Raw genomic sequence first — 21,402 nt, 5'->3', positions numbered from 1 at the left:
CCATGTGGTGGAAGAGCGGTGTCGGCTGCCCCGGCGTGCAGACCGAATCCCGGGCGTGACCTGCAAGCCTGTGTCGCATGGCCGAACCCGATCACCTCCGACCGTTCGTGCTCGACGTCGCACCGGTATCGCCCGAGCGGCTGGGGCGGATCGACGTCTACCGGCCCGGTCCGTTCACCACGCCCCGGCCGGCGGTCGTGCTCGTCCACGGCGGGCCGCTGCCCGCCGATCTTCGACCGGCCCCGCGGGACTGGCCGGTCTATCAGGGGTACGGTGCCGGGCTCGCCCACCGCGGTCTGATCGGCATCACTCTTGATCATCGGCTGCACGATCGCGACTCCTACCCGTCGGCCGCAGCCGACCTGGCCGCGGCGGTCGATCAGGTCCGGGGCCTCGACGGAGTCGACTCGACGCGGCTCGCGCTCTGGTTCTTCTCGGGCGGCGGGCCGCTCGCCGCCGACTGGCTCGCCGACCCACCGGCCTGGCTCCGCGCGGTCGCCCTGACCTATCCGGTGCTCGGGCCCCGGCCCGGTCGTCCGCTGCCGGTCCGGTTCCAGCCGGGCCGGGCGATCACCCGGGCGACCGGGCCGCCCGTGTTGATCACTCGGGTGGGCCGGGAGCAGCCGGCGGTGGCGGCGACCGTCGCCGAATTCCTGGCCGCCGCCGATGCCGCCGGCCGCCGGGTCGAGGTGATCGACGTGTCAGCCGGGCGGCACGGGTTCGACTCTCTTGATCATGATGCGGGCTCGCGCGGGGCGGTCGAGGCTGCGCTCTCCTGGGTCGCCGGTACGGTCAGCGGCGGCTGAGCGCGGCGGCGGAGCAGGGCGGAGCCGACGATCAGGACTCCGAGAGCGGCGGCGACCGGCGGGACCAGCAGGGCGGACCGGTAGCCGGCCAGTTGCTGCTGCGGGTCATGGGTGCCGCCGGCGACGGCGGTGATGATCACCGACGCGGCGGCGATGCCGAGGGCGGCACCGAACTGGAACGAGGTGTTGACCAGGCCGCCGGCCAGGCCCTGCTCGGACTCGGCGACGCCGTCGGTGGCCAGGATCGTCGTCGGGCCGTACACCAGGGCGAACGAGACGGCGATGATCACCATCGCCGGGAGCATGGTCAGGTAGCTCCGGTCCAGGTCGAGCGGCAGGAACAGGGCGTACCCGAGCGCAGCCAGGGCGAGGCCGGTCGCGATCACCCGGACGTTGCCGAACCGGGCCACCAGCCGCGGCGTCAGGGTCGGCGCCAGGACGGCGTCGAAGCCCAGCACGACCAGGGCGAGGCCGGTCTGCAGCGGCGTCCAGTCACGCAGTTCCTGCAGGTAGAGCACCAGGATGAACTGGTACGCGTTGAACCCGCCGAGCACCAGCACCGCGGCCAGGTTGGCCCGGACCACCGACGCCGAGCGCAGGATGCCGAACCGGATCAGCGGGGCGGCGACCCTACGCTCGATGATCACGAAGACGATCCCGAGCAGGGCCGCCGCACCGAAGGTGATCAAGGACTCGGCGACCGGCACCTCGTGCACCCGGACCAGCGCCAGCACCAAGATCAACATCGCCCCGGTCAGGGTGACCGCGCCGGCCAGGTCGAGATCTCGGAGCCGCGGCCGGCGTTCCTCGGTCGGCCCGGCGGGCAGCACCCGTACCGCGGTGATCAACAACAGCAGGGCCGCGATCACCGGAGCGAAGAAGACCCAGCGCCAGTGCATGGCGGCCAGCGCACCGCCGACCATCATGCCCAGTGAGAAGCCGGCCGCAGCCATGCCGGCGTAGACGAGCAGCGCCTTGTTGCGCCGCTCCCCCTCCTCGAACATCGTCGTGATGATCGACAGCCCGGCCGGTGTCATGAAGGCGGCGGCGACACCGGTGACGAAGCGGGCCGCGATCAACATCCAGCCCTCGCCGGCCATTCCGCCGAGCCCGGACGCGACCAGGAACACGGTCAGCCAGAGCAGGAACATCCGGCGCCGGCCGAGCAGGTCGGCGGCCCGCCCGCCGAGCAGCACGAAGCCCGCGTAGCCGAGCACGAACGCGCTCATCACCCACTGCAGCTCGGGCGTGGACAGCCCGAGGTCGGCCCGGATGGACGGCAGCGCGACGCCCATCATGGACAGATCGATACCCTCCAGGAAGATCGCCCCGGACAGGACGAAGACGACGGCCCGGGCGCGGGGCGGCATCCGTACCTCCGCGCGTCGTGGACTCGAAAGACTCACCGGCACTCCTGTGATTTCTGGTCGGTTACTTCTTGTAACTGACACAACCATCCGTCACTATGGGGAGTTGTGGAAGAAGGCACTTTGAAGTCACCCGGTTCCGCCTGTGATACCGAGGACGGCGACCCGTTCCAGTGGGACACCCGCGAGGACTGCCAGGTGCGCCAGATCCTGGACCGGATCGCCGACAAGTGGTCCCTGCTGGTGATCGCCCTGCTGGACCAGCAGTGCCTGAGATTCACCGAACTGCGGCGCAAGATCGACGGGGTCAGCCAGCGGATGCTGGCGGTCACGCTGCGGCATCTGGAGCGGGACGGTCTGGTCAAGCGCACGGTGCACCCGGTGGTGCCGCCCCGGGTCGACTACGAACTCACGCCGCTCGGCCGGTCCCTGCACGCGACGATCCAGGCGCTGGTCGACTGGACCGAGACCCATCAGCCCGAGATCATCGCGGCCCGGACCAGCTACGACGAACGCGCGACCGAGCCCGTCCTGGCCACCTGAAGCCACCGGGCCTCAACCGGCGCACGCCGTAAGGCCCGATCCACACCCGACCCCCGGCCCCATCGACCGGGCACCTCCGCAGCGACACGCCGGCCAAACGCCTGCTTTGGTGCCGGGTCGGCGGAGGGTTATTCGGGGTTCTTGTCGCGTTCGGCGAGGAAGCGTTCGAACTCGGCGGCGATCTCGTCGGCGCTCGGGACCTGCTCGACGCCCTCGGCGGTCATCGCGTCGTACTGCTGCTCCAGTGAGCCGACCAGCTCCTGCACCTCGGTGGAGCCGGAGACCTCCTCGGCGATGTCGGACATGGTCGATGCTGACGCCTTCTCCAGCGGCTCCATCGGTGCGACCAGGCCGGTGACCTGGGTGACTGCCCGGGCCAGGGCGACGGCGGACTCCGGGAACGCGGACTGGGCCAGATAGTGCGGTACGTGGACCGCGAAGCCCATCGCCTTCCGATCCTGCTGGCCGAGCCGGAACTCGACCAGGCCGGTGAAGCTGGCCGGCACCTCGACCCGGTCGATCCAGCTCCGGTAACCGGTGACCAGCTCCGGGTCGGTGGCGTGCGCGGTCAGCGTCACCGGCCGGGTGTGCGGCACCGCCATCGGGATCCCGTGCAGCGACACCGTCAGCCGCACCCCGAGCTGATCGATCAGCCCGAGCACCGCTGCGGCCAGCCGCTCCCACTGCACGTCGGGTTCCGGGCCGGACAGCAGCAGGAAGACCTCGCCCTGCTCGTCGACGACCCGGTGCAGCTGCAACTGGACGTCCGCGTACGACTTCCAGGTGTTCGTGTCGAAGACCATCGCCGGCCGCCGGCTCCGGTAGTCGTGCAGCTGATCATGATCGAATTCGGCCAGCAGTTCGTGATCAAGATGTTCCAGCAGGTGCGCGCCGTAGAGCCGGCCGGCCTGACCGGCGTCGACGAATCCGTCCAGTTGAATGATCAACACTGGATGGTGCCCGGCGAGCTTGGCCACCACGTCGTCCCGCAAGGTGTACAGCTCCCGTGGATCCATCATGCGGCCCAATCTACCCGCGCGCCTCTCGCTCAATCGCGCGCATGATCCGCTTGGCGGACACCGGCGCCGCTGTGCCCAACCGCTGGGCGAACAGGCTGACCCGCAGTTCCTCGATCAGCCAGCCGATCTCGGCCACCTCGTCCGGCAACGGGCCCGGCGGCAGGCCGGCGCACAGCTCCGCGTACGCGTCCTCGCAGTCCAGCACCGTCGCCAGCGCCTGGTCGTCCCGCGCCACGTTGCCCGGCAGGGCCTCGGTCCGCAGCGCGGCGGCCCGCAGGTAGCGCGGCACCTGGACCAGGTGCCGGGACGGCGTCGCCGCCAGGAACCCGGCGAAGACGAGGTTCCGCAACTGCTCGGTCAGGTCGTCGGCGGCGGCCGGGCTGACCCGGCGGACCCGGTCCAGGCCGGCCCGGGCCTGCTGCCAGAGCCGTACGCTCTCGGCGGCCAGGACGACCAGCTCGAGCGACCGCTCGGCCGCATCCGCCCGGACCCGATCGCAGAGCGGCCGGAACGCCGCCTCGGCCCGGATCCCGTCGGAACCGCCGGCCCGGTCGATCAGCTCGCCGACCGCGGCCAGCCGGGCGTCCACCAGCAGGTCCGGCACGCTGGCGTACGGACTCGAGCCGAGGGCCAGCTTGTCGGTGTTGGACAACCGGCCGACCAGCCACCGGGTCGGGTCGGGGATGTTCATTAGCACCAGCCGGCGCAGCCCGAGCCGGTGGCTGTGCCGTTGCCGCAGCGGCGAGTCGAGCACCGTGACCGCGACCGCGTCACCGGCGTCGGACAGCGCCGGGTAGCCGACCGCGCCGTCGCCGAGCCGCAGCTCGGCCGGGATCTCGCCGAACTGCCAGGTCGTGGCGGGCGGGCTGAGCCGGTCGGCGGCGGCGCTGCGCAGGGTCTTGGTGACCTGGCCGACCAGCTTGTCCCGGAGCTCGGTCAGGTCCTTCCCCTCGGCCACCGTACGGTCGCCGTCCTTGATCACGAACGTCGTCTCGACATGGCCCGGCACCGCGCCGTTGCGCCAGTCCCCCGGCTGGATCAGCTCGCCGGTCAGTCCCCGCACCGCCAGGGCCAGCCCGTCGGTCAGCGATCCGGACCGCTGCTCGGGGTGGGCGTCCAGCCAGGCCAGCGCCCGCTCGGCGTACTCGCGGGCCGGGACGAGGTTGCGCCGCACCGCCTTGGGCAGGGAGCGGATCAACTCGGTGGCCAGCTCCACCCGGGCACCGGGCACCTGCCAGCTGAACGGCGCCGGATCCACCTGGTTCAGCAGCGCCAGCGGCACCTCGACGCTGACCCCGTCCCGCTCGGTGCCCGGGTCGAAGCGGTAGCTGACCGAGTAGTCGTGACTGCCGACCGACCAGACGTCCGGGAACTGGTCCCGATCCGCGCCGCGGTCGTCCAGCACCAGGTCCGACAGCGTGAGCGTGAGCAGCTCCGGCGTCTCTCGTTGCGCGTCCTTCCACCACCGGTCGAAGTGCGCGCCGGAGACCACCTCGGCCGGGATCCGGGCGTCGTAGAAGTCGAAGATCACCTGGTCGTCGACGACGATGTCGCGGCGCCGGGTCCGCTCCTCCAGCGCCTCCGCCTCGGCCCGGGTCTCGACGTTGGCCGCGAAGAACGTGTGCCGGGTCCGCCAGTCCCCCTCGACCAGCGCGGACCGGATGAAGATCTCCCTGGCCTCGACCGGGTTGATCTTGCCGTAGCCCACCTGCCGGCCGGCGATGATCGGGATCCCGTACAGGCTGACCGTCTCGGAGGCGACCACCGAACCGGCCCGCGCCGACCAGTGCGGCTCGGCGTAGCTGCGCTTCAGCAGATGGCCGCCGACCTCTTCGATCTGCTCCGCCTCGACCGGCGCCACCGTACGGGCCCAGAGCCGGGTCGTCTCGACGATCTCGGCCGCCATCACCAGCGGCGGCTGGGTCTTCGCGACACTGGAACCGGGATTGATCGCGAACCGGGTCCCGCGCGCGCCCAGGTACTCCCGGGGTCCGCGCTGCCGGCGACCGCGGGAGCCCCGGTCGGGCTGGCCGCGGGCCGGCTTCTGGTCCGGTTCGGCGAGCCCGACGTGGGACAGCAGCCCGGACAGCACCGCGGTGTGGATCGCGGCGTGCGACGCCGGGACGGTGTTCCGGCCAAGATCGAGATCGCGGGCGATCTGGCGCAGCTGGCCGTGCAGGTCCTGCCACTCCCGGATCCGCAGGAAGTGCAGGAACTCGTCCCGGCAGAGTCGCCGGAACGCGTTGCCGGACAAGGCTTTCTGGCGTTCCTTGAGGTAGTCCCAGAGCCGCAGGTAGGCGACGAAATCACTGCCGTCCGGCTCCGTCTCCTGATCATCGGAGGCGCCGCCCGATCCCTGCGACAGGGGTGCCCAGAACCGCCGGTGCAGGGCGGTCGCCCGCTCGGCCTGGTCGGCCGGCCGTTCCCGCGGGTCCTGGATCGACAGTCCGGCGACGATGATCAACATCTCGGTCAGGCAGCCGTTCCGCTCGCCGGCCAGCAGCATCCGCCCCATCCGCGGATCCAGCGGTACGGCAGCGAGCCGGCGGCCGATCTTGGTCAGCCGCGGCCGATCCCGGCTCCCCTTCTCCTGACCACGCAGGGCACCCAGCTCGTCCAGCAGCCGGATGCCGTCGGTGATCTGGGCCGCGTCCGGCGCCTCGACGAACGGGAACGACCTGATCTCGCCGAGGTCGGCCGCGGTCAGCTGCAAGATCACCGAGGCCAGGTTGGTGCGCAGGATCTCCGGCTCGGTGAACTCGGGCCGGCCGAGGTAGTCCTCCTCCTCGTACAGCCGGATGCAGATGCCCGGCGCCACCCGGCCGCAGCGACCGGCCCGCTGGTCGGCGGAGGCCCGGGAGATCGGCTCGATCGGCAGCCGCTGCACCTTGGTCCGGGCCGAGTAGCGGGAGATCCGGGCCAGGCCGGTGTCGATCACGTACCTGATGCCGGGCACGGTCAGCGAGGTCTCGGCGACGTTGGTGGCGAGCACGATCCGGCGCCCGGTGTGGGAGCTGAACACCCGGTGCTGCTCGGCCGCCGAAAGCCTTGCGTACAAGGGAAGGACCTCGGTGAACCGCAAGCCGAGCCCGTTGATCGTCTCGGCCGCGTCGCGGATCTCCCGCTCGCCGGAGAAGAAGATCAAGATGTCGCCGTCGCCCTCCGCGGCGAGCTCCTTGACCGCCTCCGCGACCGCGGCCGACTGGTCCACGTCGGGGTCCTCGAGCAGCGGCCGGTAGCGGACCTCGACCGGGTAGGTGCGGCCGGACACCTCGACGATCGGCGCCGGATTCCCTTGCTCGTCGGCGAAGTGGGCGGCGAACCGCTCGGTGTCGATGGTGGCCGAGGTGATGATCACCTTCAGCTCGGGCCGCTTCGGCAGCAGCGTCCTCAGGTAGCCGAGCAGGAAGTCGATGTTGAGACTGCGTTCGTGCGCCTCGTCGATGATGATCGTGTCGTAGGAACGCAGCTGGCGATCATGGGCGATCTCGGCCAGCAGCACGCCGTCGGTCATCACCTTGACCCGGGTGTCCTTGGACGCCTTCCGGGTGAACCGGACCTGGTAGCCGACCAGCTCGCCGAGCTCGACCTGCAACTCCTCGGCGATCCGTTCGGCGACGGTACGGGCAGCGATCCGCCGCGGCTGGGTGTGCCCGATCCGTGTTCGGCCGAGCTTCAGGCAGATCTTCGGGAGCTGGGTGGTCTTGCCGGACCCGGTCTCGCCGGCGACCACCACGACCTGGTGATCGCGGACCGCTGCGGCGATCTCGTCGACCCGATCGCTGATCGGGAGCTCCGGGGGGAACTCGATCCGCGGGTCGCACATTCCGGCCATCCTAGGCGTCGCCCGGGGAAGACGACGAACCGATTAATGCCCAGGTCCGCGTTGTGGCTCAGCCGCAGACCGAGTCGACCGAGCGGTCCAGGGCCCGGCGATGCAAGGCGTCCAGGTCGCGCTCGTGGTCGACCCGCACTTCCGCCAGCACGACGCCGACCCCGCAGAGCAGCGAGCCCCGGGCGCGCTCCGAGTCGGCGACCGCATCGACGATCCCGACATTGAGCCGGTTGATCTCCGCCCGCACCTGGTCCAGGTCGGGCCGCTCGGTCGCCGCCTGCTCGGGATGCCGGGTCCACTGCCGGAACAGGCCTCGCTGAACGATCTTGCTCGCCTCGATCTGGTCGCGGAAGATCGCCACCACGCGGTCCGGGTCGGTGCCGCGCTCCCGGGCCAGCTCGGCGACCGCAGCGAGCACCGCCTGTTCCCGGGCCGGATCGTCGATCGGTTGGTCGGTGCCCCACTTCGAGGCGGCGACCAGGTCCCCGACCAGCACCCGCTGCGCGGACAGGTCGACCACCGGCCGCAGCCCGCCGGCGATCCGTTGAGCGGGGGCTTCGGAGGCGGGCTGGGCGGCCGCCGGTGTCGCCGTACCGAGCACGGCGGTGAGGACGAGCAGCAACGCGAGCCCACCGGCCCGCAGCAGGTGACGCATGAGTTCTCTCCCAGGTCGGGGTCGGTTCTCCGGAACAGTGTCGGGCCGGGATCGCTGTGCCGGCAAGGGTTCCGGACGTACGATCCGATCATGGCCCGCTACGGCCGTTGGATCGCCGGTGCCCTGGTCGCCGAGGTGGCGACGGTGGCGCTGCTCGCCGCGAACAGCACCGGACACTGCGTGGACACGCCGGCCGGCACGGGGGTCCCGAGCACCTGTACGCCGAGCGCCGGCAGCTCGCTGCTGTTCGACGCCGTCGTCCTGACGCTCGGCCTGGCGATCCTGATCTACTGCGTCGCCCGCGCCGTCATCGAGGGCCGTGCCGAGCCACCCCGGTCGCCGTCCGGCTGACCCGGCCCGGCCAGGAACCGTACCGACCGCTCGACCACGTCCGGGTCGCGTAGGATCCGGAAGTGGCCCAGCCCGTCGGTGCCGACGAACTCGGTGGCCGGCCAACGCTCGGCCAGCCGCTCCCCTTCCCGGTACGGCGTGTCCCGGTCCCCGCGGTCGTGGATGATCAAGGTCGGCGGCCGCGGCACCGAGTCCGGTACGGCGAGGGCGTTCAGGTCGGTCAGCGGCCGGCCGGCCACCTGGTGCAGCCGGACCAGGAAGGCGACCGCCGACCGGCGGCCCAGCCCGAGCTGGTCGCGGAACCGGTCCACCACCAGCATCGGGTCCGCGCTCGGCGACAGCAGGACCAGCCGACCCGGCGCCAGTCCGTCCCGCAGCGCGAGGACCGTGGTGGCCGTCCCGAGCGAGTGCGCCACGATCCCGGCCGCCGGCCCGTGCACCGCGACCACCGCGCGCAGCGCCTCGGCGAACTCGATACCGCTCGCCTGATCACGACCGAGCCGGCCCGGACCGGAGTCGCCATGGGCCGGCGCATCGAACCCGACCACCCGGAAGCCGGCCGCCCGGAGCGGCTCGATGAACGCGCCCAGCTGGCCGCGCCAGCCGCCCCAGCCGTGCACCAGGTAGATCGTTCCGGCCGGTTCGGGCGCGGCCGGGGCCCAGGTCTCCACCCGGATCCGGTGCCCGCCCGCCAGAGTCACGTCCGACTCCTGACCCGGCCCGGGCCGGTTGTCCTGCCGGCGCCCGGCCGCGCTGGGCGGCGTGCACCAGAGTCGGGCCGCCACCCGTCCGGCCAGCCGCGGCGCGACCCGCTCCCCCAGGCCCAGGCCCCGCCTGATCCAGCGGAGCCGGCCCGGCTCCGATTTCCGTACGACCGTGCTTTTTTCTGCCGATGATTCTGCGCTCATGGTGGAATCTCTCCTGAAGGGTTATCCGGCGTCGGCGAGCAGGCGCTCGAAGGCCTGCCGCGCCCGGCGTTCTGCGTTCGGGTCGGCGAGCAGTTGGGAGCTGAGGTAGAAGGCGAGCATGATGCCGTAGAGGTCGGTGGCGAGCTGCTCCGGATCGGTGTCGGGCCGGAAGTGGCCCTCGGAGATCCCGGTCCGGGCGATCTGGGCGATCGAGTCGAGCAGATCCTGATGGGCCTGCACCAACTCGTCCCGGACCGGCCCTTCCTGTTGGTCGAATTCATTGGCAGCCTTGACGAACAGGCAGCAGCCGGGTCGCCCGACGGCGGCCCAGGACGACCAGTGCTCGAACAGCGCCCGGAGCCGCGGGATGCCGCGCGGAATCGCCAGAGCCGGCCGGACCACCCGATCTCCGAAGTCGGTCCGCGCCTCCGTCAGCACGGCCAGCTGCAGGGCCTGCTTGGACCGGAAGTGGGCATAGAGGCCGCTCTTGGACAGCCCGGTGACGACGGCCAGGCTGCCGATGGTCAGCCCACCCAGCCCGATCCGGTACGCGGTTTCGACGCCGCGCTGCAGGATCAGTCGACGGGTCTCGTCCCCCTTGGCCACGGGTCCAAATTTAGCACGGTCGTGCGACTAGAAACGAGCAGGTTCCTGATAGCTACCCCACACTTCGCGCAGGGTGCCACAGATCTCACCCAGCGTCGCCTCGGCGCGGGCGGCCGCCAGCATCGGCTCGATCAGGTTCGCGTCGCCGGCAGCCTGACGCTTCAACTCGGCCAGCGTCGCGTCGACCTCCCCTTGGTCCCGGGCCGCCCGCCGCTCGGCCAGCGCCGCGCGCTGCTGCTCCTCTACCTCGTGGCCGACCCGGAGGATCTCGACCGGGCCGGTGACCGACTCGAGCTGGCTGTTCACGCCGACGACCAGCTTGTCGCCCTTCTCGACCGCGGCCTGGTAGCGGAACGCCGACTCCGCGATCTCCCCGGTGAACCAGCCGTCCTCGATCCCGCGCAGCAGGCCGGCGGTCATCGTCTCGCCGCCGCCCAGTTCGAGGATCCTGGCGAAGATCTGTTCCGCCTCCGCCTCCATCCGGTCGGTCAGCTCCTCCACGTACCAGGAACCGCCGAGCGGATCGACGACGTTGCTCACGCCGGTCTCCTCGGCCAGCACCTGCTGGGTCCGCAGCGCGATCTCCGCGGACCGCTCGGTCGGCAGCGCCAGCGTCTCGTCGAGCGCGTTGGTGTGCAGCGAGTTGGTCCCGCCGAGCACTGCGGCGAGCGCCTCGACGGCGGTCCGGACGACGTTGTTGTACGGCTGCTGGGCGGTCAGCGACACCCCCGCGGTCTGGGTGTGGAACCGCAGCCACTGGGCCTTGGCCGTCTTCGCCCCGTACCGGTCCCGCAGCCAACGGGCCCAGATCCGCCGCGCCGCGCGGAACTTGGCGATCTCCTCGAAGAAGTCGATGTGCGCGTCGAAGAAGAAGCTCAGCCCGGGCGCGAACAGGTCGACGTCGAGCCCGCGGGACAGCCCCAGCTCGACGTAGCCGAACCCGTCCGCCAGCGTGTACGCCAGCTCCTGCACCGCCGTCGAACCGGCCTCACGAATGTGGTAGCCGGACACGCTGAGCGGCTTGTACGCGGGCATCCCGGCGCAGGTGTACTCCATCAGGTCACCGATCAGCCGCAGGTGCGGCTCCGGCCCGAAGAGCCACTCCTTCTGCGCGATGTACTCCTTGAAGATGTCCGTCTGCAGCGTCCCGTCCAGGATCGCCGGGTCGACGCCCTGGCGCTCGGCCGCGACCACGTACATGCAGAAGATCGGCACCGCCGGACCCGAGATCGTCATCGACGTGGTCACCGCACCGAGATCGATCCCGTCGAACAGCACCTCGAGGTCGGCCGCCGAGTCGATCGCGACGCCGCAGTGGCCGACCTCGCCGAGGCTCTCCGGCTCGTCCGAGTCGCGGCCCATCAGGGTCGGCATGTCGAACGCGACGCTCAGCCCGCCGCCGCCGCGGGCCAAGATCATCTTGTACCGCTCGTTGGTCTGCCGCGCGTTGCCGAAGCCGGCGAACTGCCGGATCGTCCACTGCCGGCCGCGGTAGCCGGTCGGATACAGCCCGCGGGTGTACGGATACTCCCCCGGCCAGCCGATCCGCTCCAGCCGCACGTCGGCGGCCTCGTCGGCCGGCCCGTAGACCGGATCCACCTCGGCCCCGGACAGCGTGCTGAAGTCCGCGTCCCGGACCCGGCCGGCCCGCTCGGCCTCCGCATAGGCGGCCCGCCAGCGGTCGTACCCGGGGCGTCGGTCAGACTGGTTCATAACGAGATACTAGGACGCCCTACTAAATCTCTCCACTGGACTAAAGCGGCGTCTCCACCCACCGTTCCCATGACATCTACCCGGGGTTAACCTCAGCGACGCCGAACCGTCCTAGCGTCCCCGCCGTGATCAGTGTTGAAGAGCCAAGGGGGACGACCCCCTTGAAATCCCCCGCACGCTCCGCGAACGGACAGGAGCACTTCGACTCCGAACAACTCCGCGTCGTTGCGATCATCCCGGCCCGAGGCGGCTCCAAGGGCGTACCGGGCAAGAACCTGCGCCGGGTCGGCGGCGTGCCGCTGGTGGCTCGCGCGGTCGCCGCCTGCCGCCGGTCGCAGTTCATCGACGCGACCTTCGTCAGCACCGACGACCCGGAGATCGCCGAGATCGGCCGCTCCGCCGGCGCTCGGGTGATCGAGCGGCCGCCGACCATCGCCGGCGACCTGGCCAGCTCAGAGTCGGCGCTGCTGCACGCGCTGGAGGAACTCGCCGCCAACGGCCACACCCCGGACGTGCTGGTGTTCGTCCAGTGCACCAGCCCGTTCATCCAGCCCGACGACCTCGACAACGGGGTGTCGCTGGTGCTCGACGACGACTGCGACAGCGCGTTCTCCGGCGTCGCGACGTACGACTTCATCTGGCGCGACCGGGCCGACGACGCGCTGCCCGGCGGCGGCGCCATGATCGGCCAGAACCACGACGCTGCGGTACGGCCCCGGCGGCAGGACCGCCGGCCCGACTTCCGCGAGACGGGCGCGTTCTACATCATGAAGGTGGCCGGCTTCCGGGCCCACCAGCACCGCTTCTTCGGCCGGACCCGGGTGGTCGAGGTGCCCGAACTGACCGCGATGGAGATCGACACGCCGCAGGAGTTGATCATGGCCGAGTCACTGGCCAGCCTGGTCGACCCGCCGAGCACCGAGCTGGTCGGCGTCCGCGCCCTGATCACCGACTTCGACGGCGTGCACACCGCGGACACCGCCTACGTCGACCAGGACGGCCACGAGACCGTCCGGGTCAGCCGCAGCGACGGCTACGGCATCGCCGAACTGCGCCGGGCCCAGGTGCCGATCCTGATCTTGTCCAAGGAGCGCAACCCGGTCGTCGCGGCCCGCGCCGCGAAGCTCGGCGTGGAGCACCTGCAGGGCATCGACGACAAGATCAGCGCGCTGTCCGCGTGGCTGGCCGAGCGCGGCATCGACAGCCGCGACGTGGCCTACCTCGGCAACGACGTGAACGACCTCGGGCCGATGTCCCTGGTCGGCTGGCCGGCCGCCGTCGCCGACGCGCACCCGCAGGTCAGGTCCGCGGCGCGGGTGATCTTGAACCGGTCCGGCGGGAACGGCGCAGTCCGGGAGATCTGCGACCGGATCCTGTCCGGCCGCCGACTCGACGATCCGGTCAGCGCGGCCGATGCCGGAGCTTCGTCAGCCGCCGGACCCGACGAATCATCGGCCAGGTCCGAGCCGGCAGTTCCAGCCGGAGCCGCCGCTTCAGCCGGGCCGAACGGGAGTCGACCGGCATCGTGATCGACGGGGCCAGGCCGTGCAGCTCGCGGATCGCGAGCAGGTCGTCCAGCCGGTCCAGCCAGTCCGACTCCGCCTCCGGGTGGAAGTAGTTGTCCATCAACCACTCCTTGTTGGGCGTCTTGAACTCGCCCCGGCGCAACTCGTCCAGGGTGCCCAGGCAGCCGGACTCCGCGTAGACGGAGTTGATCATGGTCCGGTTGACGCCGAAGTCGTTCAGGATCAGCACGCCGACGCCGGCCGCCATCGCCTCCAGCGCCGCCGTCGACGACACCGTGACCAGGCCGTCCGCGCCCTCCAGCGCCGCCCGCATCGAACCCTGGGTGAACGACACCCGGCGCCGGGACAGCTGCTCGTTCTTGACCAGCTGCTTCCACAGTCCCTGATACGGATACTGCTCGTTGTGGGTCTGCTGTTCGTCCGCGGCGGCCCGCAGCTTGACCACCGGCCGCACCTCGCCGGGCAGCTCCGCGAGGGCCCGCAGGATCTGCCGGCGCTGCTCGGCCTTCGGCGGCACCATCGCCTGGCCGGCGAACAGCACCCGGGCCGGCGATTGCGGCGCGATGCCGTCCGGGCTGTCGGCACCGGGCTCGGTGTCGACCAGGAACGGCAGTCGGGTCAGCCCGACCCGGAGCCCGGGCGCCATGGTCTGGGCCAGCGCGGTGAACTCGCGGCGTTCCCGCCGGGAGTGCACGATCATCAGGTCGCAGCCGGCCCGGAACCGAACCGCCCGCGGGCTGGCCGGGAAGCTGATCCCGGGCAGCCCGGTGATCAACACCGGCCGCCGCAGCGACTCCGACAGCCCGCGTTGCGCCGACAGCTGGCCGACCGTGGGCCCGGTGCAGCCGAGCAGTACGGCGTCCGGCCGCTCGAACCCGATCCGGTGGACCAGCTCGCGGCGGGACAGCACCTCGACCGGCTCATCGGTGACGGCGGCGATCTGGGCCGCCGACGGCTGGGCGGGGTTACGGACGATGATCGTGTCGCAGGTCCAGCCGTACGGCAGGCGCGCGGCGGTCGCGTGGGTCCATTTGAGGTACGAGTCGGAGTCGGCGACCGCAATCATCCGCGGCATCGTGGCCTCAGAAGTCTCCGGCCGCGGCGCGTGGCGTGGTCAGCAGCTCGGTCAGCCGGTCGCAGTCGTCCTCCGACATCGCGCCCAACGCGAACCGTGCCCCGACGATCAGGTCGGTGGCCTGCTGCAACACCTCGCGGCCGGCCGGAGTGATCGCGGCGAGCACGGCCCGCCCGTCCTCCGGATGGCGGTTCCGGGTGATGAAGCCCGAATTCTCCAGCCGCTTCACCAGCGGCGTGACCGAGGTGGCATGCACCTGCAGTCGTTCCCCGATCTTGCCCAGCGGCAACGCGCCCCGCCGGGAGAAGGCGAGCAGCACCAGCACCTCGTACCGGGCGAAGGTCAGGCTGAGCGGCCGGAGCAGTTCGTCCAGTTCCGTGAGCACCAGCTGGTGCACCCGCATCAGTGAGGTGACCGCGCGCATCCGCGGCGTCTCGGCCCAACGCCGGGACCACTGCTCGGCGGCCGCCTTGATCGGATCGAACGGCAGCCGGTGGCGGTCGGACGACTCGCGCACCGGCTGCGGGACCAGCCTCGGACGCTCCGGACGGTCGGGACTGTGTCCCCCCGTTTCCGCGCGCGAAGCCTGGCTCACGTTTCTTCCTCTTTACTGACCTGCATGCTGGCCCGAAGCCCGGACCGCTGGATCACGGTTTGGATCGTAGCGTCTCGCTCGTCCGGCCGCCCAACCCACCTGATGTCGCGCAGGCCCTGGTCCTGGGCCGCCGACTCGAACACGAGGTGTCCGTACCCGAAGATCCGGCCGATCATCGGCTTCTCCACCGTGATGTCGAGGATTCGCGCCATCGGCATCGTGGCCCGGTTCTGGGTGAACACGCCATGCACGCGGAACACGCGCATGGTCGTGATCACGAACCGGTCCATGTGGGCCGTCAGGATGCGCCAACCGGCGTGAGTGGCGATGATCAGGGCCGCCACCATCAACAGGGCACCGGCCAACGGGCCGATGAAGATCGACACACAGGCCAGAACCACGGCGATGATGACCCGCGTCACCGGCCAGGCCACGGCCATCCAGTGCCGGCGCACTTCGTCGACGACCTGCTCCCCCTCACCATGCAGCAGGTAGTTCTCGACGTGGGGATCGATCAGCCGGCTGAGTGCGCCGAACACCTAGTCACCCGGCAAGGGCGCTGAAGAACACCACGAAGGAGTTGAGCGCGTTGGCAACCGCGTCGACCCCGCTACGGACGGCACCCGCAGCACCGTTCGGATTGCCGATCAGGTAGAAGGCGACGAATGCCACCACCATGACCAGCAAGATTCGCTTGATCCACTTCATTCAGATCAACACCTTCTGCTCGACGCGGGGCCTGGGTCCCCACCATTGTCACCTCAGTCGCCCCGATACGCAGCCCTGCCACGCCGACCTTCCTGCCTCACCCGAGACCACCCGCAGCGCATTGTCCGGGTCACTCCCGCGCAGCGACCAGTCTATCGGCCGCAGCGTACGGGTCCAGCCTTCCGTCTCGTACGTCCTCGGCGAGTTCGACCAGCCGGTCGCCGCCGCCGGAGTCCGCGGCGACGAGCCTACGTCGGAGCGAGGCCAGAGCCAGCGCCGACACCTCGGTCTCGGCGCGCCCGAGTCGCCGGTCCAGCCACCGCCCGGTCCGCTCGGCCTCGGCGCGGAACCGGTCCAGCCGCTCGACCAGCTCGGCGATTCCCTCTCCGGTCACCGCGACGGTCCGGACGATCGGCGGTTTCCAGTCGTCCGGGCCTGTTTCGGCGAGCGCGACCATGCCGCGGAGTTCCCGGATCAGGCTCTGGGCGCCGTCCCGGTCCGCCTTGTTCACCACGAAGAGATCGCCGATCTCCAGCACGCCGGCCTTGGCCGCCTGAACCCCGTCGCCCATCCCGGGCGCGAGCAGGACCACGCAGGCGTCGGCGATCCGGGCCACCTCGACCTCGGACTGGCCGACGCCGACCGTCTCCACCAAAACGACGTCGTAGCCGGCCGCGTCGAAGCCGCGCAGCGCCTGCGGTGCCGCCGCCGACAGCCCGCCGAGGTGGCCCCGGCTCGCCATCGAGCGGATGAACACACCGTCGTCCAGCGCGTGCTCCTGCATCCGGACCCGGTCGCCGAGCAGGGCGCCGCCGGAGAACGGCGACGACGGGTCCACCGCGAGCACCCCGACCCGGTCGCCGCGGTCCCGCAGCGCCCCGATCAGTTCCGTGGTCACCGAGGACTTGCCGACGCCGGGCGCGCCGGTCAGTCCGATCACGTACGCGTGACCGGTGGCCGGGGCCAGCGCCGCGGCCAGGTCGCGCAGCACCGGAGCGTCGTCCTCGATCGCCGACAACACCCGGGCCAGCAGCCGGCGGTCGCCGGCTCGCAACCGCTCGCGTACGGTCTCGGGGTCGATCACGCGTCGCCGACGGTGAGCAGCAGCGCGTCGCCCTGACCCCCGCCGCCGCACAGCCCGGCCACCCCGGTCCCGCCGCCGCGGCGGCCGAGCTCAAGGGCGAGGTGCAACACCAGCCGGGCCCCGGAGGCGCCGATCGGGTGGCCCAGCGCGACCGCGCCGCCGTTGACGTTGACCCGCTCGTCGATCGCGGAGTCGGACAGTCCGAGGTCGCGGGCACTGGCCACCGCGACGGCGGCGAAGGCCTCGTTGATCTCGATCAGGTCCAGCGCGGCGACGTCGACGCCCTGCCGGTCGCAAGCCCGCCGGATCGCGTTGGCCGGTTGCAACTGCAGGGACGAGTCCGGGCCGGCCACCTGGCCGTACGCGCCGATCGTGGCGAGCACCCGCCAGCCGTTGCGACGGGCGACCTCGGCGTCGGCGACGATCACCGCGGCGGCACCGTCGGAGATCTGGCTCGAACTGCCGGCCGTGATCGTCCCGTCCGCGCCGAACGCGGGCGACAGCGCGGCCAGCGACTCGGCCGTGACCCCGGGCCGGATCCCCTCGTCAGCGGCGACGAGCGCGGGCGCGCCGCGACGGTGCGCGACCTCGATCGGCTCGATCTCCTCGGCGAACACCCCGGACTGGGTCGCGGCCAGCGCGCGCTGGTGCGAACGGGCCGCGAAGGCGTCCTGGTCGGCGCGGCTGACCTGGGCCGCGCCGGTGTTGCAGCTCTCGGTCAGCGCGCCCATCGCCTGATCGGTGAACGGGTCCCAGAGCCCGTCGTGGGCCATGTGGTCGACCAGCCCGGCCGGACCGAACTTCACGCCGGTCCGCGAGGTCGGCAGCAGATGCGGCGCCAGGGACATCGACTCCATGCCGCCGGCGACGACGACCTCGGCCTCGCCGGATCTGATCATGAGATCGGCCAGCGCGACCGCGTTCAGGCCGGACAGGCAGACCTTGTTCACGGTCAGCGCCGGCACGTCCATCGCGACGCCGCCGGCGACGGCCGCCTGCCGAGCCGGGATCTGGCCGGTGCCGGCCTGCAGCACCTGGCCCATGATCACGGAGTCGACCGCGGCCGGGTCGACCCCGCCCCGACGCAGGGCCGCGGCGATCGCGTGCCCACCCAGTTTCGTTGCGGGCAACCCGCTCAGCCCGCCGAGCAGCCGTCCGATCGGCGTACGCGCTCCGCCAACGATCACCGAGACCACGACGCGCCTCCCCTCAGTCGTCGAAGGGTGCCGCACGCACCCGCTCCAGGTCAGTCTGACACCGGTCGTCTTGGGCGTGACCGCCGATGAGGATACGGTAAGGAGAACGCACTCGGGTGCGTTCTCATCAGCGTGCACGGAGAGGACCGGATGTGGCTTCGGAAGAAACCGGCCTGAATCTCTTTGACGATACGGCAAGTGCGGTCGGCAACTTCCCGTCCGCGATCCGCGGGTACGACAGGTCCGCGGTTGACGACTACGTGCGGACCCTCGAAGCAACCGTCGTCAATGCACGTCGTCAGGCCAGGGACCTCGAGGACCAGTTGGCCGCCGTCAGTGATCAACTGAACCAGGCCAACAGTCGACCGGCGCCGGACAACGTCGACTACGCCAATCTCGGCGGACGCGCGACGGACATCCTGCGGCTCGCCGAGGAGCAGTCCCGCGAGATGGTCGACCGGGCGTCGGTCGACGCGGACCGGATCCGCGAGGTGGCCCGGCGGGAGGCCGACGGGATCCGGCAGGCCGCTGCCCGCGAGGGCAGCAACATCAAGAACTCCGGCAAGTCGGAGATCGATCAGATCCGCAGCCGGACCCGCGAAGAGGCCAAGTCCCAGGTGGAGAAGGCCTCGGGCGAGGCGGCCAACATCGTGGCCGCTGCCCGGCGCGAGGCCGAGGCGCATCGCCGCCAGGCCGAGCAGGAGGCCCAGACACTGCGGCAGAAGGCCTACCTCGACACCGAGACGCTGCGCCGGCAGGCCGAGCGCGAGGTCGCCGAGACCCGGCAGCAGATCGCCAGCGAGCGGGAGGCGGCGATCGGCCAGTTGAAGGCCACCCACGAGGAGCACGTCGGCAAGACGACGTCCCTGCTCGCCGAGGCCACCCAGCACAACAAGGAAGCCACCGCCCGGCTGGAGAAGGACATCGCCGAGGCGGAGCGGATCCGGTCCGAGGCCAGCGCGGAGGCCGAGCGGATCCGGACCGAGGCGATCGCCAACGCCGAGGAGCGGATCGCCGCGGCGAAGAAGCAGGCCGCAGCGATCAACGAGCGCACCCAGCAGGAGTTCTCCTGGCGCAAGCAGCAGTTGAAGCGGGAGACCGACCTGCTCGGGCAGCGCAAGCAGGCGGTGCTGAACCAGCTGGCGAGCCTCTCTGCGCTGGCCGAACAGACCGCGCAGACGTTCCCCGACCTGGACGAGCTCGAGGGCTTCGAGGCCGAACACGGCGACACCACGCTGCTCCGGCCGGCGAACCTGCCGCCGTCGCTGCCCGAGGGCTCGAGCGGTGACGCCGAGGACACGATCGACGCGACCAAGTCGGACGACAAGGCCGACGCCAAGCCCGCGGCGAAGTCCGACCCGAGCCCGAAGTCCGAGGCCGCCGCCGAACCGGCGTTCGACCCGGACACCACGATCGTCCAGGCTGCCGTCCGGGCCGACCTGCCGGCCGGTTCGCCGTCCTCGGCCGGCGGCCCGCAGCGGCCGGTCGCTCCGGCGCCGGGCTCGGCCGGGTCCCCGGCTGCGTCGGCGACCTCGCCGGCCGCGAAGTCCGACGACGACGGCACGCTGATCCGCGACTCCGACCGTCCGGGCCAGCCGCAGAATCAGGCCCGGCCGCAGGGCCAGTCCGGTCCGAACCAGTCCGGTCCGAACCAGTCCGGTCCGAACCAGTCCGGTCCGAACCAGCCCGGTCCGAACCAGCCCGGCCCGAACCGGCCGGGCGGGAACCAGTCCGGTCCGGCTCAGCCTGGCCCGAACCAGTCCGGCCCGAATCAGCGGCCGAACCAGTCTCAGCACCCGCAGTCCCCGCCGGGGCAGCCGCAGCAGGGCCCGCGGCCGCAGAACCAGCAGGGTCTCGGGCATCCAGGACAGGGCCAGCCGCCGCGGCACGCCCAGCAGGGTCAGCCGCCGCAGGGTCAGCCGGGTCCGGGTCCGCAGGGTGCCGGCCAGCAGGGTCCCGGCCAGCCTCAGGGTCCCGGCCAGCGGAGCCCACAGAGCCCGCAGGGTCAGCCGCACCCGCAGGGCGGTGGCGACCACACCGTGCTCGCTCCGCCGCCGGCGCGTCCGGCCGGCACCGAGCATCTGCCGCGTCCGGGTGCGAACCCGTACCCCGAGCAGACGGGCGGGAGCGGCCAGGGGCCGCAACCGTATCGTGGCTGAACCGGCCGACCCCGCACCTGCCGAACCCTCGCGAGCTGAACCCTCCAAAGCACCTCGGCGGCCACCGACCGCCGAGGTTGCCCCGGGTCCGGATGCGGTGACCGAACCGCAGCGACGGTTCCTGTTCCAGATGCCGCCGTTCTGGATCGGCTTCTCCGGGACGTTGGGCGCGCTGATCGCGTTCGGCCTGGCCAACCTGGTGTTGCAGGCCCGGTCGGTGTTGATCTTGATCTTGGTCGCGATGTTCATCGCGCTCGGCCTGAACCCGATGGTCGAGATCCTGCGGCGGCGGGTGAAGCGGCGCTGGCTCGCGGTGCTGATCGTGGTCCTCGGACTGCTGGTCGTGCTCGGCCTGGCCAGCTTCGCCATCGTGCCGGTGTTCACCCAGCAGATCACCAACCTGGTGGTGCAGGCGCCGACGATCTTGAACGACCTGCTGCAGAACCCGCAGATCGATGCGTTCGACAAGCAGTACCAGGTGATCTCCAACCTGACCCAGTTCCTCGGCTCGGGCGCCTGGGTCAATCAGCTGTTCGGCGGCATCCTCGGTGCCGGTCAGATCGTGATCGGGGCGGTGTTCTCCGGGTTCACGCTGTTGATCTTGACCCTGTGGTTCCTCGCCTCGCTGCCGGCGATCAAGGCGGGCATCTACCGGCTGGCGCCGGCCTCCAAGCGGGATCGGGTCGCCGAGCTGGGCGACATGGTGTCGGACCGGATCGGCTCGTACCTCTCCGGGCTCTTCGTCGTCGTCACCTGCGCCGGCATCGGCTCCTTCATCTTCCTGTGGATCGTGGGGATCTGGGTGCCCGAGCTGCGCAACTTCGCGCTGGCCCTGGCGGTGCTGGTCGCGCTGTTCGACTTCATCCCGATGATCGGCCCGCCGATCGCCGCGGTGATCGTCTGCGTGATCGCGTTCGTCCAGTCGCCGGTGAGCGGAGTCGCCGCGGTGATCTACTACTTGATCTACCTCCAGTTCGAGAGCTACGTCCTCTCGCCGCGCGTCATGAAGCGGTCGGTCAACGTTCCCGGCGCGTTGGTGGTCATCGCTGCCCTCATCGGCGGTACGCTGCTCGGCGTGGTGGGAGCCCTGATCGCGGTACCCACCGCTGCCGCTGTCCTGCTCCTCCTGCACGAAGTCGCGCAGCCGAAGTTGGACACTTCCTGACCAAAGCGGCCCCCCCTGAACCCGATTCCGTGCGAATCCTAAGAAAAATCGCCGCAGACCCTCGTCGAATCGGCGTTCTCTCAGTAGCATA

General features: G+C 71.1%; 18 protein-coding genes and 1 pseudogene. 6 read left to right on the top strand and 13 right to left on the bottom strand.

Annotated elements, in window-relative coordinates:
- Window positions 1–77 precede the first annotated feature (77 nt).
- On the top strand, window positions 78–806 hold the full coding sequence (locus tag ACFQU4_RS15945; RefSeq protein WP_377493537.1) for an alpha/beta hydrolase: 729 nt from the start codon (window positions 78–80) through the stop codon (window positions 804–806).
- Here ACFQU4_RS15945 and ACFQU4_RS15940 read toward each other — a convergent pair.
- Window positions 734–2,212 (bottom strand): MFS transporter, encoded by a 1,479-nt coding sequence (locus ACFQU4_RS15940; protein ID WP_377493535.1) that lies wholly within the window; start codon window positions 2,210–2,212, stop codon window positions 734–736. The two genes, ACFQU4_RS15945 and ACFQU4_RS15940, sit on opposite strands and share 73 nt — an antisense overlap.
- 84 nt (window positions 2,213–2,296) lie before the next feature.
- Here ACFQU4_RS15940 and ACFQU4_RS15935 point away from each other — a divergent pair, with 84 nt between their 5' ends.
- Window positions 2,297–2,716, top strand: a complete 420-nt coding sequence (locus ACFQU4_RS15935) for a winged helix-turn-helix transcriptional regulator (RefSeq protein WP_377493533.1) — start codon at window positions 2,297–2,299, stop codon at window positions 2,714–2,716.
- Between the two features lie 128 nt (window positions 2,717–2,844).
- Here ACFQU4_RS15935 and ACFQU4_RS15930 read toward each other — a convergent pair whose 3' ends face one another.
- The 3 genes from ACFQU4_RS15930 to ACFQU4_RS15920 all read right to left on the bottom strand — a co-directional run bounded on the left by ACFQU4_RS15930 (window position 2,845) and on the right by ACFQU4_RS15920 (window position 8,225).
- On the bottom strand, window positions 2,845–3,735 hold the full coding sequence (locus ACFQU4_RS15930) for a proteasome assembly chaperone family protein (protein WP_377493531.1): 891 nt from the start codon (window positions 3,733–3,735) through the stop codon (window positions 2,845–2,847).
- Between the two features lie 10 nt (window positions 3,736–3,745).
- Window positions 3,746–7,561: an ATP-dependent RNA helicase HrpA gene (gene hrpA, locus ACFQU4_RS15925; RefSeq protein ID WP_377493529.1), complete on the bottom strand. Its 3,816-nt coding sequence runs from the start codon at window positions 7,559–7,561 to the stop codon at window positions 3,746–3,748.
- A gap of 67 nt (window positions 7,562–7,628) precedes the next feature.
- Window positions 7,629–8,225, bottom strand: coding sequence for a chorismate mutase (locus ACFQU4_RS15920; protein ID WP_377493527.1), 597 nt, complete (start codon window positions 8,223–8,225; stop codon window positions 7,629–7,631).
- Between the two features lie 90 nt (window positions 8,226–8,315).
- Between ACFQU4_RS15920 and ACFQU4_RS15915 the strand changes: the two genes are divergently transcribed.
- On the top strand, window positions 8,316–8,576 hold the full coding sequence (locus ACFQU4_RS15915; RefSeq protein ID WP_377493525.1) for a hypothetical protein: 261 nt from the start codon (window positions 8,316–8,318) through the stop codon (window positions 8,574–8,576).
- On the opposite strand, the gene ACFQU4_RS15910 is transcribed toward ACFQU4_RS15915, so the two are convergent.
- Genes ACFQU4_RS15910 through ACFQU4_RS15900 form a run of 3 tightly spaced genes read right to left on the bottom strand, consistent with a single transcriptional unit; the run spans window position 8,513 to window position 11,803 of the window.
- On the bottom strand, window positions 8,513–9,484 hold the full coding sequence (locus tag ACFQU4_RS15910; protein ID WP_377493523.1) for an alpha/beta fold hydrolase: 972 nt from the start codon (window positions 9,482–9,484) through the stop codon (window positions 8,513–8,515). The genes ACFQU4_RS15915 and ACFQU4_RS15910 overlap by 64 nt on opposite strands.
- A gap of 21 nt (window positions 9,485–9,505) precedes the next feature.
- Window positions 9,506–10,090: a TetR/AcrR family transcriptional regulator gene (locus ACFQU4_RS15905; RefSeq protein ID WP_377493521.1), complete on the bottom strand. Its 585-nt coding sequence runs from the start codon at window positions 10,088–10,090 to the stop codon at window positions 9,506–9,508.
- 27 nt (window positions 10,091–10,117) lie between these two features.
- Window positions 10,118–11,803: a methylmalonyl-CoA mutase gene (locus ACFQU4_RS15900; RefSeq protein ID WP_377493519.1), complete on the bottom strand. Its 1,686-nt coding sequence runs from the start codon at window positions 11,801–11,803 to the stop codon at window positions 10,118–10,120.
- Between the two features lie 125 nt (window positions 11,804–11,928).
- Here ACFQU4_RS15900 and ACFQU4_RS15895 point away from each other — a divergent pair, with 125 nt between their 5' ends.
- Window positions 11,929–13,332, top strand: coding sequence for a cytidylyltransferase domain-containing protein (locus tag ACFQU4_RS15895; RefSeq protein ID WP_377493517.1), 1,404 nt, complete (start codon window positions 11,929–11,931; stop codon window positions 13,330–13,332).
- A 49-nt stretch (window positions 13,333–13,381) separates the two neighbouring features.
- On the opposite strand, the pseudogene ACFQU4_RS15890 reads toward ACFQU4_RS15895, so the two are convergent.
- The 6 genes and pseudogenes from ACFQU4_RS15890 to ACFQU4_RS15865 all read right to left on the bottom strand — a co-directional run.
- A pseudogene (locus tag ACFQU4_RS15890) lies at window positions 13,382–14,395 on the bottom strand (DUF6716 putative glycosyltransferase); the annotation flags it as partial.
- A gap of 16 nt (window positions 14,396–14,411) precedes the next feature.
- Window positions 14,412–14,921: a MarR family winged helix-turn-helix transcriptional regulator gene (locus ACFQU4_RS15885; RefSeq protein ID WP_377493515.1), complete on the bottom strand. Its 510-nt coding sequence runs from the start codon at window positions 14,919–14,921 to the stop codon at window positions 14,412–14,414.
- A gap of 74 nt (window positions 14,922–14,995) precedes the next feature.
- Window positions 14,996–15,538 carry a PH domain-containing protein gene (locus ACFQU4_RS15880; RefSeq protein ID WP_377493513.1) on the bottom strand — a complete coding sequence of 181 codons (543 nt, stop codon included), beginning with the start codon at window positions 15,536–15,538 and terminating at the stop codon, window positions 14,996–14,998.
- Between the two features lie 4 nt (window positions 15,539–15,542).
- Entirely contained in the window at window positions 15,543–15,707 is a 165-nt protein-coding gene (locus tag ACFQU4_RS15875; protein ID WP_179757933.1) for a hypothetical protein, read from the bottom strand.
- Between the two features lie 130 nt (window positions 15,708–15,837).
- Window positions 15,838–16,791, bottom strand: a complete 954-nt coding sequence (meaB, locus tag ACFQU4_RS15870; protein WP_377493510.1) for a methylmalonyl Co-A mutase-associated GTPase MeaB — start codon at window positions 16,789–16,791, stop codon at window positions 15,838–15,840.
- A complete protein-coding gene (locus tag ACFQU4_RS15865; RefSeq protein ID WP_377493508.1) occupies window positions 16,788–17,987 on the bottom strand; it encodes an acetyl-CoA C-acyltransferase in 1,200 nt (399 codons plus the stop codon). Before ACFQU4_RS15865 ends, meaB begins: the two co-directional genes overlap by 4 nt.
- A gap of 152 nt (window positions 17,988–18,139) precedes the next feature.
- Between ACFQU4_RS15865 and ACFQU4_RS15860 the strand changes: the two genes are divergently transcribed.
- Window positions 18,140–20,146: a hypothetical protein gene (locus ACFQU4_RS15860; protein WP_377493506.1), complete on the top strand. Its 2,007-nt coding sequence runs from the start codon at window positions 18,140–18,142 to the stop codon at window positions 20,144–20,146.
- A gap of 97 nt (window positions 20,147–20,243) precedes the next feature.
- Window positions 20,244–21,311, top strand: coding sequence for an AI-2E family transporter (locus ACFQU4_RS15855; protein WP_377493504.1), 1,068 nt, complete (start codon window positions 20,244–20,246; stop codon window positions 21,309–21,311).
- Window positions 21,312–21,402: the final 91 nt, after the last annotated feature.

This window comes from Microlunatus sp. GCM10028923 (assembly GCF_042666975.1).
In the GTDB taxonomy this organism is placed as follows: domain Bacteria; phylum Actinomycetota; class Actinomycetes; order Propionibacteriales; family Propionibacteriaceae; genus Microlunatus.
This window is presented reverse-complemented; position numbering and strand designations above follow the sequence as displayed.

What these genes read in the sequence shown, in the direction of transcription:
- ACFQU4_RS15945 (WP_377493537.1), top strand. Translation starts at nt 78, where the DNA reads ATGGCCGAACCCGATCACCTCCGACCGTTCGTGCTCGACGTCGCACCG.
- ACFQU4_RS15930 (WP_377493531.1), bottom strand. Translation starts at nt 3,735, where the DNA reads ATGATGGATCCACGGGAGCTGTACACCTTGCGGGACGACGTGGTGGCC.
- hrpA (WP_377493529.1), bottom strand. Translation starts at nt 7,561, where the DNA reads ATGTGCGACCCGCGGATCGAGTTCCCCCCGGAGCTCCCGATCAGCGAT.
- ACFQU4_RS15920 (WP_377493527.1), bottom strand. Translation starts at nt 8,225, where the DNA reads ATGCGTCACCTGCTGCGGGCCGGTGGGCTCGCGTTGCTGCTCGTCCTC.
- ACFQU4_RS15915 (WP_377493525.1), top strand. Translation starts at nt 8,316, where the DNA reads ATGGCCCGCTACGGCCGTTGGATCGCCGGTGCCCTGGTCGCCGAGGTG.
- ACFQU4_RS15910 (WP_377493523.1), bottom strand. Translation starts at nt 9,484, where the DNA reads ATGAGCGCAGAATCATCGGCAGAAAAAAGCACGGTCGTACGGAAATCG.
- ACFQU4_RS15900 (WP_377493519.1), bottom strand. Translation starts at nt 11,803, where the DNA reads ATGAACCAGTCTGACCGACGCCCCGGGTACGACCGCTGGCGGGCCGCC.
- ACFQU4_RS15875 (WP_179757933.1), bottom strand. Translation starts at nt 15,707, where the DNA reads ATGAAGTGGATCAAGCGAATCTTGCTGGTCATGGTGGTGGCATTCGTC.